Origin of the sequence: Methanothermococcus thermolithotrophicus DSM 2095 (genome assembly GCF_000376965.1) — an archaeon.
In the GTDB taxonomy this organism is placed as follows: domain Archaea; phylum AGJL01; class Methanococci; order Methanococcales; family Methanococcaceae; genus Methanothermococcus; species Methanothermococcus thermolithotrophicus.
In genome coordinates this window covers 26,439-43,835 of sequence record NZ_AQXV01000054.1, presented here as the reverse complement: position 1 = coordinate 43,835, position 17,397 = coordinate 26,439, and the positions used below count along the sequence as shown (strand labels likewise).

General features: G+C 32.1%; 15 protein-coding genes. 11 read left to right on the top strand and 4 right to left on the bottom strand.

Annotation, left to right across the window (positions count from 1 at the left end):
* Nucleotides 1-11 precede the first annotated feature (11 nt).
* Nucleotides 12-2,099 carry an AAA family ATPase gene (locus F555_RS0107190; RefSeq protein ID WP_018154544.1) on the top strand — a complete coding sequence of 696 codons (2,088 nt, stop codon included), beginning with the start codon at nucleotides 12-14 and terminating at the stop codon, nucleotides 2,097-2,099.
* Nucleotides 2,100-2,364: 265 nt separating this feature from the next.
* On the opposite strand, the gene F555_RS0107185 is transcribed toward F555_RS0107190, so the two are convergent.
* Together F555_RS0107185 and F555_RS0107180 are read right to left on the bottom strand one after the other, a co-directional pair.
* Nucleotides 2,365-3,117 (bottom strand): hypothetical protein, encoded by a 753-nt coding sequence (locus F555_RS0107185; RefSeq protein WP_018154543.1) that lies wholly within the window; start codon nucleotides 3,115-3,117, stop codon nucleotides 2,365-2,367.
* Between the two features lie 24 nt (nucleotides 3,118-3,141).
* Nucleotides 3,142-3,885: an SAM hydrolase/SAM-dependent halogenase family protein gene (locus F555_RS0107180; RefSeq protein WP_018154542.1), complete on the bottom strand. Its 744-nt coding sequence runs from the start codon at nucleotides 3,883-3,885 to the stop codon at nucleotides 3,142-3,144.
* A 195-nt stretch (nucleotides 3,886-4,080) separates the two neighbouring features.
* Here F555_RS0107180 and cfbB point away from each other — a divergent pair, with 195 nt between their 5' ends.
* The 3 genes from cfbB (at nucleotide 4,081) to hacA (ending at nucleotide 8,049) form a co-directional block, all read left to right on the top strand.
* Nucleotides 4,081-5,424, top strand: coding sequence for a Ni-sirohydrochlorin a,c-diamide synthase (cfbB, locus tag F555_RS0107175; protein WP_018154541.1), 1,344 nt, complete (start codon nucleotides 4,081-4,083; stop codon nucleotides 5,422-5,424).
* A gap of 12 nt (nucleotides 5,425-5,436) precedes the next feature.
* On the top strand, nucleotides 5,437-6,372 hold the full coding sequence (locus tag F555_RS0107170) for a diadenylate cyclase (RefSeq protein WP_018154540.1): 936 nt from the start codon (nucleotides 5,437-5,439) through the stop codon (nucleotides 6,370-6,372).
* Nucleotides 6,373-6,789: 417 nt separating this feature from the next.
* Entirely contained in the window at nucleotides 6,790-8,049 is a 1,260-nt protein-coding gene (gene hacA, locus F555_RS0107165) for a homoaconitase large subunit (protein ID WP_018154539.1), read from the top strand.
* Nucleotide 8,050: 1 nt separating this feature from the next.
* Here the strand turns inward: hacA and F555_RS0107160 are convergent, their stop codons facing one another.
* A complete protein-coding gene (locus tag F555_RS0107160) occupies nucleotides 8,051-8,785 on the bottom strand; it encodes a class I SAM-dependent methyltransferase (protein WP_018154538.1) in 735 nt (244 codons plus the stop codon).
* Nucleotides 8,786-8,981: 196 nt separating this feature from the next.
* Between F555_RS0107160 and F555_RS0107155 the strand changes: the two genes are divergently transcribed.
* From F555_RS0107155 to F555_RS0107125, 7 genes are all read left to right on the top strand, one after another.
* Entirely contained in the window at nucleotides 8,982-9,677 is a 696-nt protein-coding gene (locus F555_RS0107155; protein WP_018154537.1) for an energy-coupling factor ABC transporter permease, read from the top strand.
* Nucleotides 9,677-9,973, top strand: a complete 297-nt coding sequence (locus tag F555_RS0107150) for an energy-coupling factor ABC transporter substrate-binding protein (RefSeq protein ID WP_018154536.1) — start codon at nucleotides 9,677-9,679, stop codon at nucleotides 9,971-9,973. Before F555_RS0107155 ends, F555_RS0107150 begins: the two co-directional genes overlap by 1 nt.
* 30 nt (nucleotides 9,974-10,003) lie before the next feature.
* Entirely contained in the window at nucleotides 10,004-10,777 is a 774-nt protein-coding gene (cbiQ, locus tag F555_RS0107145; RefSeq protein ID WP_018154535.1) for a cobalt ECF transporter T component CbiQ, read from the top strand.
* Nucleotides 10,778-10,924: 147 nt separating this feature from the next.
* Complete coding sequence (locus tag F555_RS0107140; protein WP_018154534.1) at nucleotides 10,925-11,764, top strand: ATP-binding cassette domain-containing protein; 840 nt, start codon at nucleotides 10,925-10,927, stop codon at nucleotides 11,762-11,764.
* Between the two features lie 21 nt (nucleotides 11,765-11,785).
* Nucleotides 11,786-12,277 carry a MogA/MoaB family molybdenum cofactor biosynthesis protein gene (locus F555_RS0107135; protein ID WP_018154533.1) on the top strand — a complete coding sequence of 164 codons (492 nt, stop codon included), beginning with the start codon at nucleotides 11,786-11,788 and terminating at the stop codon, nucleotides 12,275-12,277.
* 331 nt (nucleotides 12,278-12,608) lie between these two features.
* On the top strand, nucleotides 12,609-14,003 hold the full coding sequence (locus F555_RS0107130; RefSeq protein WP_018154532.1) for a lactaldehyde dehydrogenase: 1,395 nt from the start codon (nucleotides 12,609-12,611) through the stop codon (nucleotides 14,001-14,003).
* Between the two features lie 31 nt (nucleotides 14,004-14,034).
* A complete protein-coding gene (locus F555_RS0107125) occupies nucleotides 14,035-15,408 on the top strand; it encodes a TldD/PmbA family protein (protein ID WP_018154531.1) in 1,374 nt (457 codons plus the stop codon).
* 19 nt (nucleotides 15,409-15,427) lie between these two features.
* Here the strand turns inward: F555_RS0107125 and F555_RS0107120 are convergent, their stop codons facing one another.
* Nucleotides 15,428-17,185, bottom strand: a complete 1,758-nt coding sequence (locus F555_RS0107120; protein WP_018154530.1) for a bifunctional NADP phosphatase/NAD kinase — start codon at nucleotides 17,183-17,185, stop codon at nucleotides 15,428-15,430.
* Nucleotides 17,186-17,397: the final 212 nt, after the last annotated feature.

The window sequence follows — 17,397 nt, the reverse complement described above, 5'->3', positions numbered from 1 at the left end:
GAGGGGGTTTTATGAAAATTAATTCAATTGAAGTTAAAAATTTATTTTCTTATGATGATAAGGATGGACTTAAGATTGAATTTAATAAGGGGAATACTGCAGTTATTGTCGGACCAAATAATGCAGGGAAAACGAATCTATTTAGAGTTTTTGAATTTTTGAAGGATGTGATAAATGGTAAAATAAACACAGGTAAAGAAATTAAAAATTATCTTTATAATGAAGAAAATAAATCAGCAAAAGTTACAATAGATATTAAATTTGATGAAAATGAAAAAAATCTACTGATGGAGTTTATTGAATGTTTTGCAATGCAGACTGATTATTTAAAAAATGCATATGAACGTGGACCTACAAACATAAATGAGATTGTTGATTTATTTTTAGAATGCCAAATTATTTGGAAGTATAATGGAGAATATGCCAAACCTCCACAACCATATTGTAAAATACCACTGGAAGGCAGAATAAAGCGATATGTTGAACCAATTAAGAAAGAATTTGAAAAATATGGGATGTCCATATTGGTCTTTGAAAGACTTGATGAAAATACTAAGTTATTAGATAATGATGGCGTGAATGTATTATTTGAAAAAGAAATTTTAGATAAACTAAAACAATACCTCATTAAATACCCAGTTAATATTCCCTATAACTATTCAAAGGACCTGAGTAATATCGTGAATAAGTTATTAGATATCAATAGCGATGTATTTTATATCATAAACGATAACCAAAGTCAGAGAGATATATTATTTAGTGATAACAACTTAATTATCAAAACAAATGATATTTTTCCAAATTTTGAAAACAATCCTAGGGGCCTATATAGTATTTGGTTGAATGAGTATCCAAGCAAATATCATAAATTAGTATTATTGTTACATTCACTCAAAGAATTATGCAACGCAAAAATAACTAAAAGTAATGATAAAAAAATAATGTATAAACTTGAATATCTTTGTAATTATATTAATCTCAACATTGATCACATTAGTACTGGTCCGAATCCTGGATTGTCATTACATAATTTTATACTAAAACTCTTTGATAAAGCAATTATAAAATTTGAAGAAGTTAGAGGTTATCCTGAAAATCAATCTTATCGACAGGATATGGTCTTAGAATATTTTGGAAATAGCAGGGAATTGGCTAATTATCTATATTACTTAAAAAATTATGATAATCCTGCGAACCATATGAAATATGACCATATAAAAGGAAAGTTTGAAGAAATATTTGAAAATGAAAAAATTACTTTCGATATTTTTCATGATAAGAACAATATTCCAAAAATTAAAATAATATTTAAAGATGGTGAACAATTATATATTGATAGAGTAGGCTCTGGAATTTTTGAAGTTTTAAACATCTTATCGGTTGTTATTGGTGCAGAAGGAAAAGTTATTCTATTGGATGAACCAGCACTTCATCTACATCCTATTTATCAGAAAAAATTATTAAAGGAGTTCAAAAAGTTAGAAAGGAATGGAAACAACCAAGTTATAATAATAACACACTCTCCTTATTTTGTAGATATCGAATTATTAAGTAATACATTTAGATTTTATAAAGAAAGTGGAACTACACAAGCAATAAATATTTATGATAAAATTTTTGAAAAAAAATTTAATAAAATATTTGAAAGTAATGAGCGGTTAATTCGAGCTCTTTTTGCAGATGGTGTTTTGTTGATGGAGGGACTATCTGAGCTCTTATCATTCCCGATACTTGCTAGAAAAATTGGTTATTCGTTGGAAGATAATAATATAGAAATTATTGACGTTAATGGGAAAAAAGGTTTTAACAATTATATGGAAATTATGAATTCACTAAAAATACCATTTGGAATAGTTTGTGATGGGGATACATACAATACATGTAATTTTAATGCCGGACTCCCAATTTATAAATGTGAAGAACATGATTGGACAGATTTTATGATAAATAAGTTTAGAGATTGTGAAATTGAAGGGAAAAAGATAATAGAATATTTAGAAGACGAGTATGAGATTACCATTACTGAGCAAAGTAAAAGCGGAAATAATGGGGCAAAATTAACATTAGGGGTAATGGAAAATCATACGATATACAGCTAAACGTAAATAGTACGCCAGATAGCTTAATAAATGAATTAAAGGAATATTTAAATAGTTCAGAAGGGAAATATGAAATTAAAGAGCTCGATAACAATAAAAACAATACAAATGGCGGTAAAAAATACACAATTAAAAATGCAGATAAAGCTGGATTAGCATATATTATAGCAAAAAATATTCAGGATGACATTGATGAGAAATTAAAAGACCTAAAAGAGTTTATTGAAAAATTTAACAATGAAAGTTAAGTTTTCTTAAAAACCTATTAAATAATTTTACCTAAAAAATGAGAAATTAAATTCCCATATGCCATAATTATTGTTTCTAATACAGGCATTCCATTATTTTTTGCATAGGTATAAATTGCCCAATCCAAAGGTTCTATGATTGCAGCTATGCTTATAAGTGCAAGAGCTCCGAAAACCTTAACCAAAAATTTAATACTATATGGAAATTGCGGAGCTCCATATTTTTTCGTTTCATCTAATGGCAAATTATAGATCGCATACTCCAAACCAAGAACTATTGAGAATGCAAGTCCTGCAAATTCAAAGATGCCATGGGGAATTAATACTCCCAAATCACTAAAATTTAAATCCACGCCTAAAATACCAGTTAATGGATTTATTATTACCAGTAGGTAAAATATTATAAGTGAATTCAAATATTCCCTAATTGTGGATTTTCCAGAGGATATTTCTTTTTTGTAAAGGTATGAAACCAAAATAAATGCTAAAATTATTGAAATGCAAGCCAAAGAGTTATTTATGAAGTATGAAAAAACTGCCGAATAGTAGTTAAAGCCCACTTTAGAAGCCACTACTGTAGATATTGCTTCAAACTTTGCATCCGCTACAGCTCCTGCTTTTTCCACAGTGAAGAAAGAATTTAAAAATTTTCCAACTACTATAGTAGATAAGAACCCGCCCCAACAGGCAAAGTATGTAATAAAAAACTTTTTTAAAGTACCGAGCTCTAAGAATTTTTTAAATATACTTCTAAATTTATCAAAATTCAAATTATCCCCCTAAATACTTAAAACCTACAGGATTTCAATCCTATCCAAATAACCCACTTCAAGAGTCTCTGCAGCACTATCCATAAACAGAGCTATCTCCAGAAAACCTTCGCTATTTATAAGGGCTAAAAACCCTTCTTCTTTTTCATAGTAGGATTTAACAAATTTACAATCTATAATTTTTTCCTTATTTTTCCTAGCATATTTTATTTTTATTCTTATATTGTCCCCGTAGTTGAAATCGATATCTTCTTTTCTAATGTTTGTAATTATATTCCCAAACACATCTATATGAATTACACAAGGTTCAGGATTGAGTTTTACAATGGACTCAATTTCAGTACCTTTTATCTCACTTCCAGAAGCTATTTCAGCGGCTACAACCGAATAAATATCCCTTCCATGAAATGTTGAAGAGGGATTGTATCTATCCTCATCGATTTTAATTATCTTTTTTACACCCATTCTTTCAACTAAATAGGTAAACAAACCATTATCAGGACCTATCAAATAGTGATTATCCCTTGTAATTACAACTATTGAATTTCTCTCGCTTCCTACAGTTGGATCCACAACTGCAACATGAATAGACGGTGGAAAATAAGGAATTGACGTTAAAAGAACGTATGCCCCGTGATAGATATTAAAAGGTTTTACATTATGTGTTATATCTACAATAGAAACATTTTTGGCTATTGATAGAATCCTACCTTTCATTGCACCAACATAGCCTTCATTACCAAAATCCGAAGTTAAAGTTATAATCATAATACCCCTTTATCCTTAGCTAATTAATAACTATCTGAAAATATTTAACAAATGTTTTAAGACTATCTTTGTATATAAAATTATTAAGACACATTTTTATAGTTTTTATATTAAATATCATCATTACATATTAAAAATTAAGTGACTGAACGAAACCGATAGGTTTCGTAGCTCACTCACTTCGTTCGTGATAGTATGAAAAGAGTAGTTATTGCAGGAAGTTCATCAATGGTGGGAAAAACCACTATATCAACAGGAATAATGAAGGCACTTTCAAAAAAATATAAAGTGCAGCCGTATAAAATAGGTCCAGATTATATAGATCCAACATACCATACAATGGCCACAGGGAATAAATCAAGAAATTTAGATTCATTTTTTATGGGAGCTCAGCAAATAAGATCTATTTTTAAAAGACATTCAAAAGAAAAAGACATAAGTATAATTGAGGGTGTTAGGGGACTTTATGAAGGTATCTCCCCGTATGATGATGTGGGAAGTACTGCATCTGTTGCAAAAGCCCTAAACGCCCCAGTAATACTAATAATAGATGCAAGGAGCTTAACAAGAAGTGCAGCCGCCATAATAAAAGGATTTAAGATTTTTGATAAGGATGTAAACATCAAAGGTGTTATATTCAATAAAATCAGAGGAGAACATCATTTAAAAAAGTTAAAGGATGCTGTAAATTACTATGTGCCCGATATAGAGATAGTAGGTGCAATACCAAGGGATGAAAAGCTAACAGTATCTCAGAGGCATTTAGGTTTGATACCAACACCTGAAAACAGATCAGAAATTAGTAAAAATATAGAAGTTTGGAGCGATATAGTTGAAGAAAATTTAGATTTAGATAAAATCGTAGAAATAAGCGATGAAAGCTTTGATTACGACGTGGATTATAAAAATAAAGACCAAACACTATGGGAAGTAAACAAAAACAAATGTAAAATTGGCGTGGCATACGATGAAGCGTTTAATTTTTACTATTGGGATAATTTCGATGCACTATGTGAAAATGGGGCAAAAATAGAATTTTTTAGCCCACTAAATGATGAAGAAATCCCAAACTGTGATATTCTGTACCTTGGAGGAGGCTATCCTGAAATATTCCCACAGAAATTAAGTAATAACAAATCAATGTTGGAATCCATAAGAAACTTTGATGGAAAAATCTATGGTGAATGTGGAGGTTTAATGTACCTTACAAACTCAATAAACGGCGTTGAAATGTTAAAGCTGATAAACTGCGATGCCATTATGACCAAAAATGTTCAAGGTTTGAGCTATGTTAAGGGAACTTTTACAAGGGATTGTCCAATTGGTAAAAAAGGATATGAATTCAGAGCTCATGAATTCCATTATTCAAAGCTAATAAACATTAATGAAAAAGATTTTGCATATAAAATAAATAGGGGAAAGGGCATAATTAACGGTATGGATGGAATTATCACCAAAGATGGAAATATTCTTGGAGGTTATGCTCATCAGCACTGTGTAGCCAACCCATACTTCGCTTCATCCATGGTAAAAATTTAACTTGGTGTCATAATGGATAAAATAAAATCACTAATGAAGCATGGATTCAACTTAGCTATTGACATTGATGCCGATATATTCCTAATATTTACAGAAACTGGAATGACTTACGAGATTTTCAAGGATTATTACTTTAATTCATTCCTAAAAGATCCAAAATACAGCGAACAGCGCAAAAAGATCAAAGGCCCAAAAATTATAGTTGCTACCCCAAATGAAGAGACTTTCTTTAAATTAAACTGTGAAAAGATAATTCCACTTCAAATGAATTATAGAAATGAAGATAGATGCTCAATGATAAAACAAGCTGTCACAAAACTCTTTGAAAATAATCTTGTAGAACTAGGGGACACAATAGTCTCAATATTGGGTACTCCAGGAATACCTGGAGGAACTGATACAATAGCAGTTGTTAATGTAAATGAATACCCGCCAATTCTTAAGTTTTATGAATTTATAAATACTATTGAAAAAACAAAGGGGAAAGTTATCAATGAAGTTTTAAACATCAGCATGGAACTTGCTGTAGAAGGTAGGGAAGGAAAATCTGTAGGGGCCATATTTGTAATAGGCGATACTGAAAAAGTTCTAAAAATGTCCAGTCAATTAATATTAAACCCATTTGAAGGACACAATGGAATAATTTTCGATAAAAAAGTTAAAGGAACCATAAAAGAACTTTCAACGATAGACGGGGCATTTATAATTACCGAAAAAGGTGAAGTAAAGGCTGCAGGTAGGTACATTGAATGTACAGGAGGTAATTTAAATTTACCACTTGGACTAGGTGCAAGACACTATGCGGCTGCAGCCATTTCAAAATACACTGACGCAATAGCTATTACAGTATCTGAAAGTGGTGGAATAATAAGAATCTTTAAGGATGGATGTATTTTAGCAGAGATTAATCCAAATAAGTTAAATAACAGTTGTTCATATCTGTACTAATTTTATCTTTTTATAAATATTTCATAAAAATTTTATAGTATGGATGAAAATAAATTTTCGTCATTTGATAACAGGTCATTTGACGAAAGTAACAAATAATATCAAACAACCATATTTAATAGTCAAACTATATATGGTCTGCGTTGTTTATATCCTAAGAGTTTATTCGTTATTGGAATTTAAAAGGAAATAAATTCATTAAAGGAATATAATAAATAATACAAAAGTTTCCACAAACAACCACATATTCCTTTTTTATGACCATTCATATTACATTTTTACAGAAAAAACATTCACTATAATTCTTACACAAAAGTCCATACACTTAATAAAACGGTTTCAAAACAAAACACGCGTAGTGTTAAAACATATTTTTCAGGTTGGAACTATTTATTTAAACTTGTTGGTGAGATATTTATGACACTCGCAGAGGAAATAATCTCAAGAAAAGTGGGAAAAAAAGTTTATCCAGGAGATACAATTGAAGTAAGTGTAGATCTAGCGATGACTCATGATGGTACCACACCTCTAACAGCAAAAGCGTTTAAGCAAATCTCAGACAAAGTTTGGGACAATGAAAAAATAGTGATTGTATTTGACCACAACATTCCAGCAAACACTTCAAAAGCTGCAAACATGCAAAAGATAACAAGGGAATTTATAAAGGAACAAAAAATAAAACATTACTATCTCGATGGAGAGGGAATTTGCCACCAACTTTTACCTGAAAATGGGCATGTAAAGCCAAACATGATTATAGCAGGTGGAGACAGCCATACGTGTACTTACGGAGCATTTGGTGCATTTGCTACTGGATTCGGGGCCACCGATATGGGTTATATCTACGCCACAGGGAAAACCTGGATGAAAGTTCCTGAAACAATCAGAGTAAATGTAAATGGAACAAATCCAAAAATTACTGGAAAGGACATTATTTTAAGAATTTGTAAAGAGGTTGGAAGAAGGGGAGCTACGTACATGGCTCTTGAATACGGTGGTGAAGCCATCAGGAATTTGGATATGGACGATAGGATGGTTCTAAGCAACATGGCTATTGAAATGGGCGGTAAAGCAGGACTTATAGAAGCAGATGAAATAACCTACGAATACCTTAGGACGGTAGGGGTAAGCGAAAAAGAAATCTTAAATTTAAAGAAAAACCAGATAAAAATAAACGAAAAAGAAGAAACATACTATAAATTTATCGATTTGGATATTACCGACATGGAAGAACAGATAGCCTGTCCACACCGTCCAGATAATGTTAAAGGGGTTTCTGAGGTTGAAGGAACCCCTATTGACCAGGTGTTTATAGGTTCCTGTACAAATGGAAGATTAAGCGATTTAAGAATTGCTGCAAAATATTTGAAGGGAAAAAAGGTTCACAGAGATACTCGATTGATTGTAATTCCTGCATCCAAGAATGTATTTAAAAAGGCATTGGAGGAAGGACTTATAGATATCTTTGTTGACGCAGGAGCTCTCATATGCACACCAGGATGTGGTCCATGCTTAGGAGCTCACCAAGGTGTTTTAGCAGATGGAGAGGTTTGTCTAGCAACGACGAACAGAAACTTTAAAGGAAGAATGGGCAATAAAAATGCTGAAATTTATTTATCATCCCCGGCCATTGCTGCAAAGAGTGCCGTTAAGGGATACATAACAAATGAAGAATAATTTATTTATTTGATTTTTTTCTTCTTTTTTTTCTTTTCTTTGCAACAACACCGATATACGAGCCAAAGTTCTTTAAGAAACTTTTATAAATAAATTTATCAACGAAAGAGTTTGTTATATTTGCTCCAAAAGTATATTTTATCTCAAAATTATGCTTTTTTAATACATTTTCAATATCGTTTAATGTATAAAATTTTGTTTTGACCTTTATCCTTTTTCCATCGATAAATTTTACAATTTCTCCTTTCTTGTTTTTTAGTGCTTTTTTTGTCTTTTTTATTCCTTTTCTTCTCAAACTTTTAAAAATCCATTTTAAATCATAGGCGTTTGCAACTGTGAATATCAAAACACCGTCGTCTTTTAAAACTCTTTTTATTTCCTTTAACGCCTGATTTAGATTTACATGATTCAGAGCTCCAAAGAAGGATATAACACAGTCGAAAGTTCTATTTTTGAATGGTAGGTTTTCAGCACTTCCAACTACAACAAATTTATTTGTTTTTTTAACTGCTATTTTTGCCATTTCCAGTGAAATATCGAGACCAATGGAGTGGTTATTTTTTAATTTCTTCAACTGCTCGCCAGTTCCGCATCCTATATCTAAAACAAGAAATTCTTTTCTAATCTCGTCATTTATTACCAAATCCTCTATTTTCCTCATCCACTTTAAGTTGGTTTTATCGTATTTTTCATCGTATTCCTTTGCCAAGGTATTATAGTATTTTGCCAACTTCATGGTCTCACATTAAATGGTTTAATCGTATAAATAAATTTCAATCTTTTAAAAGTTATAAAAAATAGTGAGTGCATGGTGTATATATGCCCATTATTAAAGGAATTTTTAATAATGATAAAAAATAGTTAAGTTTATATATAAGATATAATACAAGTCAAGTATAATTAATTTAAGTTATCTTTAGTTAGGTGATAACATGCACATAATGGAGGGATTTCTACCACCAATGTGGGCAGGAATTTGGTTTGTACTATCGGGTATTGTGGTTCTATATGGTGTATCTCAGTTAAACAAAATTATAAAAGAAAAACCAGAAGTTAAACCATTGTTGGCAGTTGCAGGAGCATTCATGTTTGTTTTAAGTTCTTTAAAATTACCATCAGTAACAGGAAGCTGTTCCCATCCTTGCGGAAACGGATTTGGTGCAATTTTATTTGGTCCGGCAGTTGCGGCAGTTATGGCAACTATTGTATTATTGTTTCAGGCAATATTGTTAGCCCATGGTGGATTAACCACTCTTGGGGCAAATATTTTCTCAATGGGTATTGTTGGTCCTTTTGTTGGATACTTAGTATTTAAAACTTTAAAAGGAAAGATGAATTCAACATGGGTCGTAATGTTGGCAGCAATGTTTGCAGATTGGGCCACCTATGTAACAACATCATTCCAACTGGCTTTGGCATATCCAATACCAGATTTCACAACCTCATTGGCAACATTTGGTTCAATATTTGCACTAACTCAGATTCCTTTGGCGATAGCAGAAGGTCTATTAACTGCATTATTCTGGGATTATATTAAAAAACTTAGACCTGATATTTTACTGAAGTTAGGAGTTATTGATGAAAGTGAAGTAAGTGTCTCTATCACGCCAGAAGGAGGTGCCGAATAATGGAAACAAAACACATATTGATGATTATCGGTGTTATCATCCTTACAATTGCACCACTGGTTATGTACTCGGGCCTTGGAGAAGATGAAGGATATTTTGGGGGAGCAGATGGTGCTGCAGAAGATGCAATCACAGAGTTAAACCCAAACTATGAACCATGGTTCAGTCCAATATGGGAACCTCCAAGTGGTGAAATTGAAAGTTTATTGTTTGCATTACAGGCTGCAATAGGTGCAATAATTATTGGATACTTTGCAGGATACAATAAAGCAAAAAGAGAAGTTGTTTCCAATTAACCTTTATTTTTAACTTTTAAAAGTGATATTATGGTTCAAAACATGTTGATTGACAGTATAGCCCACTACAATAAGTTAAGGGAGATAAACCCTAAATTGAAAGTTTTTTTCTCCCTTTCTACATTGTTAGTTTGTGTATTGTCAAAATCCATAGTTGTTCCAATAATTGTAACGGCCATTATGCTCTATTTAACATTATTTAAGGCAGAAGTTCCAAGAAACGTCTATATGAAGCTCTTACTAATTCCTGTTTGCTTTGGTGCTTTAACTCTGCCACTAATGATATTTATGTTCGGATATGAACCTTGGTTTTCATTTAATGTTCTTGGATTTAAAATAATCGCCTTTAAAGATGGATTTGATTTAGGAATGCTGCTCTTTTGGAGAATGGTTGGCGGAGTAGCATGTACTTTGTTTTTAGCGTTAACTACACCTTTCACTGAGCTTTTTTATGTATTAAAAGAAATTAAAATACCTGAAAGTGTACTGGAAATCTCTATGATGATGTACCGGTACATATTCGTACTACTTAACGAGCTCATAAAAATAGAAAATGCCCAAAAAACTAGGTTGGGATATTCGAGCTTAAAAAATACGTACAAATCATTGGGAGTTTTAGCAGGGAGCCTTTTTATAAAAACCTGGGATAAGGGCGAAATCCTATACACCACTATGAATTCAAGAGGATACAATGGTAATTTTAGATTATTTGGAAATATGGCGGGCCCTAATGCTAAAGATTTAATATTAATAGGGTTTTTTGAATTATTTTTAATTACATTACAATATTCCATTAAAATATAGAATCATTACTATTATTTTATTTAAATTTAATTTAGTATTAATCATTTTTTTATATTATGTTTCTGTATTATGAGTATCATAAAATTTATTATTTTATACAACACCTAACAAATCAAGGAGTTTTTAGAAATAAATATTGGTGGTTTTATGATCATATTGGAAACCAAAGAATTGCATTATACCTATCCTGATGGAACCCCAGCATTAAATGGGATAAATTTCAAAGTCAACAAAGGAGAAATGGTGGCCATGTTAGGGCCCAATGGGGCGGGAAAATCAACATTATTTCTTCATTTCAACGGAATTATAAAACCTACAAAAGGTCAAGTTTTGGTTAAGGGAAAACCAATAAAATATGACAGCAAATCTTTAATCGATGTTAGAAAAACTGTTGGAATAGTATTTCAAAACCCTGATGATCAGCTTTTTGCACCAACTGTAAAACAGGATGTTGCCTTTGGACCGTTAAATTTAGGATTGCCCGAAGATGAAATAGAAAAAAGAGTAAACGATGCATTAAAAGCCGTTGGAATGGAGGGTTTTGAAGATAGGCCCCCTCATCATTTAAGTGGAGGGCAGAAAAAGAGGGTGGCAATAGCAGGTATTTTAGCAATGGAACCTGAAATCATAGTCCTTGATGAACCTACTGCAGGATTGGATCCACTCGGAGCTTCCCACATTATGAAATTACTATATGAATTAAATAAAAAGGGCATAACTATTATTATATCAACACATGATGTTGATTTAGTCCCAGTTTATGCAGATTATATGTATCTCATTAACAAGGGAAAAATATTGGGCAGCGGAACTCCAAGAGAAGTATTCGGCGATACACAGTTGATAAGAAAGGCAAACTTAAGACTGCCTAGGGTGGCTCATTTAATGGAAATACTGAATAAAAAAGATAATCTCGCACTTGAAATGGGGTACACTGTAGGGGAAGTAAGAGCTGCGCTAAAAGAATATCTTGAGAGTAATAAATAACAGTCAGAATTTGGTGAAATTATGCATAAAGGTCTTGAAAATGTCAAATATGGAGTAATAACTGTAAGCGACAGTAGATTTAACAAATTTATTTCAGGGGATAAAAATACAGATGATAAATCTGGGGAATTTTTAAAAAATGAATTAAATGCAGTTTTTCACGCTTTAATTCCCGACAACAAAGAAATGTTAAAAGGTTTGATAAATCATTTGATAGATTTTTTTGATGTGGATTGCATTGTAATAACAGGGGGGACTGGACTTTCAAAAAGAGACAACACTCCGGAAGTTCTAAAGGAAATATTTGAAAAAGAACTGGATGGTTTTAAGATAGTTTTCCACAAGTTGAGCTACGAAGAAGTTGGGTTTTCAACCATACTTTCAAGAGCTTCTGCAGGAATATATAGAAACAAAATAATATATTCACTACCTGGATCATTAAATGCATGTAAAACAGGAATTGAAATTATTAAAAAAGAAACAGGACATATTTTAAAACATTTGAAAGAATAGGATATTATTTAATTATTACTTTTTTTATAAATTACCAATTGATTAAGAATAGAAATATCAAGATCGCAATCACCAAAGTCTAATATTTGAATATTTAAAATAACTATAAAATAGAGGATATTCAAAACCAGTATCTAGTTAAAAAGACCATTAACAAGCCGATATCCAATAAAATAAGATAACAAAGGATTTCCATAATGTAACAGGCTAAAATACATTTATATAAAAAAACTTAAAGATATAATACATATAATTGATTGACAATTTAATTACATACGCACTTAAGAAAGTGTGGATGGATTATTTTTAATTATTTTTGACGGGTGAGATTATGTTTATAAATGGAGAATGGGTTATCAGAGAAGATTTAGAGGTTTTTAATCCATACACTTACGAAACAATAGGTAAAATAACTTCATTAAGTAGGGATGAGGTCAAATACGCCATTGAAGTGGCTAACGAACATAAGGAATTTATGAAAAATTTATCCCCTTCAAAAAGATACAACCTACTAATGAACATTGCAAAGGAAATAAGCGAAAATAAAGAAAAATTTGCAAGAACGATATCGTTAGATGTTGGGAAACCTATAAAACAATCCATAATAGAGGTTGATCGGACATTAACCACATTTAGGCTTTCTGCATTTTATGCCAAAGAGCTAAGAGGGGAAACAATACCATTTGAAGAAGGAATTATTTTAACTAAAAGGGAACCTGTGGGAGTAGTCGGAGCTATAACGCCTTTTAACTTTCCATTAAATTTAATTACCCACAAAGTGGGGCCTGCATTTGCCACTGGAAATTCGATAGTTTTACATCCATCCTCAAAAGCTCCAATGGCTGCCATAGAGTTAACAAAAGTAATTGAGAAAGTATTGAAAAAAATGAAAATTCCATTGGGGGTTTTTAATTTAACTACTGGTGAGGGGCCAGTTGTAGGGGATGAAATATCGAAAAATGAAAAAATAAACATGGTTTCATTTACTGGAAGTGTTGAGGTAGGTGAATTAATAACCAAAAATGCAGGAATTAAAAAGGTATCTTTGGAGTTGGGAGGAAATAATCCAATGATAGTTTTAAAAGATTCTAACATTGAAGAAGCCGCAAAAGCTGCCGTCAAAAGTAAATTCTTAAATGCAGGTCAGGTGTGTATTTCAGTTGGAAAAGTACTGGTAGAGGAGGAAATTGCAGATCAGTTTATAGACCAGGTTATAGCTGAAACAAAAAAACTTAATGTAGGAAATCCGCTGGACAGGACCACTGATGTGGGACCTTTGATAACATTGGAAAGTGCTGAGAGAGTTGAAAACCTAATAAATCAGTCAATTGAGGAAGGGGGAAAACTTTTATTTGGTGGAGAACGAAATAACTCGATAATCTATCCTACAGTAATGGAAGTTAATGAAGACAACATACTTTCAAAAGTTGAAGTATTTGGACCAGTTTTACCGATTATTAAGGTTAAAGATGAAAATGAAGCTATAGAAATAGCAAATAACACAGAGTATGGGTTACAGGCTGGAGTATTTACCAACGATATAAATAGAGCTCTAAAGTTGGCAGATAGTTTAGAGTACGGTGGTGTAATGATAAACAATAGCCCGACATTTAGAAGGGATAATATGCCATTTGGAGGAATTAAGAAAAGCGGTTTAGGAAGGGAAGGAATAAAATACGCCGTTGAGGAAATGACCGAAATAAAAACCATTGTATTTAATAAATAATCTAACTTTTATATTTATTTCAGGTGAAACAATGACAATAGACAATATGGACATAAGTATTGAAAAATTAGAAAGATTATTAGAGCTCGGCACCTATGCAGACATTAGGATAATTTCTGGAGAATCTAGCCACATTATTTTAAAAGATGGAAATATTGAAGAAATCTCTTCAGGCATGAGCTCTGGAGTAGGTGTGAGAGTACTCAAAGAAAATGGGTGGGGATTTGCCACTTCAAACAAGGTTACCTCGGATGAAATCGAACAGTTGATAAACAAGGCATACAAGATAGCCAAAATTTCAAATGAAAATACTAAAAAAACCGTGGTTTTAAAGGATGTCAACACCGTTGTGGATGTTGTTAAATCAACAGGCAAAATAAATCCCGAGGATATCGATATTGAAGAAAAAAAGAGCTACCTTAATTTAGCACACGAAACAATGCAAGGAGACAAAATAGTAAGTACTTCAGTTTCCTATTCTGACGGCGTTGGTTATTCAATGTTTATGAGTAGTGAGGGAACGAGAATAGAAAAAGAAGGCATGAAAACTTTAATGCGATTCACTGCAGTTGCAAAAGATGGAACACTTCAATTTGCATCTGAAAGAGTTGGTGGAGATGGATTTGAAGTTATAAAAAACGGAAACATTGAAGAACTATCAAGAGTTACAAAAGAAAGAGCTCTAAGACTTTTAAGTGCTAAACCATGCCCTAAAGGAAAATTCAAAGTTATCTTAGATCCAGAACTTGCAGGAGTATTTATTCATGAAGCAGTTGGACATGCTTCAGAAGCTGATTTAGTATTACAAAACGACAGTGTCTTTAAAGATAAACTTGGAGAAGCTGTTGGAAGCGAGTACGTAACTGTAATCGATAATCCACTTGTAGATAAATCTTTTGGATATTACAAATACGATAGTGAAGGGGTTAAAGGTAGGGAAACCGTATTAATAGATAAAGGAATTTTAAAAAGCTACATGCATACAAGAGAAACAGCAGGAAGACTTGACATGGATGTTACAGGAAATGCAAGAGCTGAAGGGCTGAGCAAACCTATCGTAAGAATGAGTAACACATATATTAAACCAGGAGATTGGAAGTTTGAAGAGCTCCTGCAGGACACCAAAGACGGAATATTTTTAAAAGGTTCAAGGGGAGGACAGGTAGATACTGGAAAAGGACTTTTCCAGTTTAACTCGGTTGAAGCGTTTTTAATTGAAAACGGTGAATTAACAACCCCATTAAGAGATGCAGGTTTAAGTGGTGAAATATTGGATATACTCCACCATGTGGACGCAGTTTCTGATGAGTTTAAATTAAGCGTTGGCTACTGTGGAAAGAACGGGCAGAGTGTTCCAGTTGGAGACGGCGGAGGTAGTATAAGGACAATAACTACATTGTCCTAATTTCTCTACTCCATTAAATCTACTCCATTAAACCAAGTTTTTTTAGTTTGCTGTAAAAATTGGATCCTTTCACAAAGTAGGCATAATTGTCAGATTTTCTCAGGATTAATTCATCCCCCATTCTAGCTATTTCTTCAACATCCCCATCTACAACAACAAGTGTGGATTTTTTTAAGATTTTTATTTTAATTTCTGAATTTCCATCAACTACTATAGGACGAGAAGAGAGCTTAAATGGACATATTGGCACTATAATAAATCCATCAACTAAAGGTTCTACAATTGGTCCTCCAGCACTTAAAGAATATGCCGTTGAACCGTTTGGTGTTGAGATTATTATACCGTCTGCTCTTACATCCTCTACAAAGTTTCCATTAACATATACCTCAAAGTGAAGCATTTTAGCAGGATTTTTGGTAGTTACAACAACTTCGTTTAAGGCATCAGGGAGTATCTTTTGAGATCCATCTTTGAATCTAATGAATCCCATTAATTTTGTTCTTTTTTCAATTTCGTAGTTTCCATTTATAACTTCATCAATAGCTTTAAAGACATCCTCTTTACTAAATTCAGTTAAAAACCCGACAGTCCCCATGTTTATACATAATATGGGGATTTCATTACCGTTTGTAATCTTTGAAGCTCTTAATACAGTACCATCCCCCCCAATTGATATCATGTGGGATATATCATCAATATTTTCTATTAGATCACAGTTTGAAGGTATTATTGAATCAAAAATATCCTTATCCATTAGTTTTAACTTATTTTTTAATACATTATATATTCCTTTATCCAATGAATATCGAATATTTTTAGAATTTAAATACTTAATAACATCAATAACGAGCTCAACAGCCTCTTCCTTATCCAGTCTTGAAATGATTCCAAAATTGGTAGGTTTTATAATCCATTTATTTCCAAATATTCCAACGAGTTTTTTATGAAGTATTTCATTTGAACTTATTAAGGATGTTTTTTCATTTACATTCAATTTTAGATTTATCGGCTTCCCATCTTTGTTGGTTATTTTGCCCCCTGCTTCTTTAATAATGATATAACCTGCCGCAATATCGCAAAGCCTCGTGGTTTCATTTACATTTATAAATGCATCCAATGCCCCCCTTGCAACATAGCTCATTTCTAAAGCTATTGACCCAAAAAGCCTTATCCTTCTAACTTTTCTATCTTTTATAAAAGCTAAAGTATTGGGCGAAAGTCCGTATGAAAAAACACCCACAGAGGAATCCTTTAAATTTTTGGTTTCTGAAACTCTAATTTGTTTCTCCTGCTTTTCTCCATTTTTCAAAATATATGCTCCTTTTCCATTCTGAGCATAGTAAATATCTCCTGTAGCTATGTTCTTTACAACTCCAACCTCTAAATCACTTAAAGTAGAATTGTTTAACAATTCATCGTAATTCTTATACTTCTCCAAATTTTCACTTTTTATTTTCCCCATGGCCACAGAAACCGAATATATCGGAATATCGTTCAATGCATTGTAGGTACCATCAATTGGATCTAAAACCACAATATATTCTGGCTCATTGTTACCGATTTTTTTCATCCCGATTTCTTCACTTATAAGTATGGCCCCACCATATTTCTCAAGAAAGTTTATAGCTATATTCTCTGCAATAAGATCTATCCTTTTGGTAGGCGTTCCATCTGCCCCTATTTTTACAACTTCATCTGATTTCTCCCATCCTATTAAAGGTTTTACACCCTTTTCTATACTTTCAGTCATTTTTATTGCCATTTCTAACATATCCATTTTTCCACCAAATAATAATCACAATTATATCGATAATATACCATTATACTATAAATGACATGCACCATAGTCGTTCTGCAATATACATCATTATACATCATTTAAAATTTTTTAAGTTTAAATTAAAATCGTACTGAATTCGAGACAGATCGAAGATTTATTGAGACTTATAAATTTTAATTTTTAAATAATACTGTAAGTGTCAAGTTCGC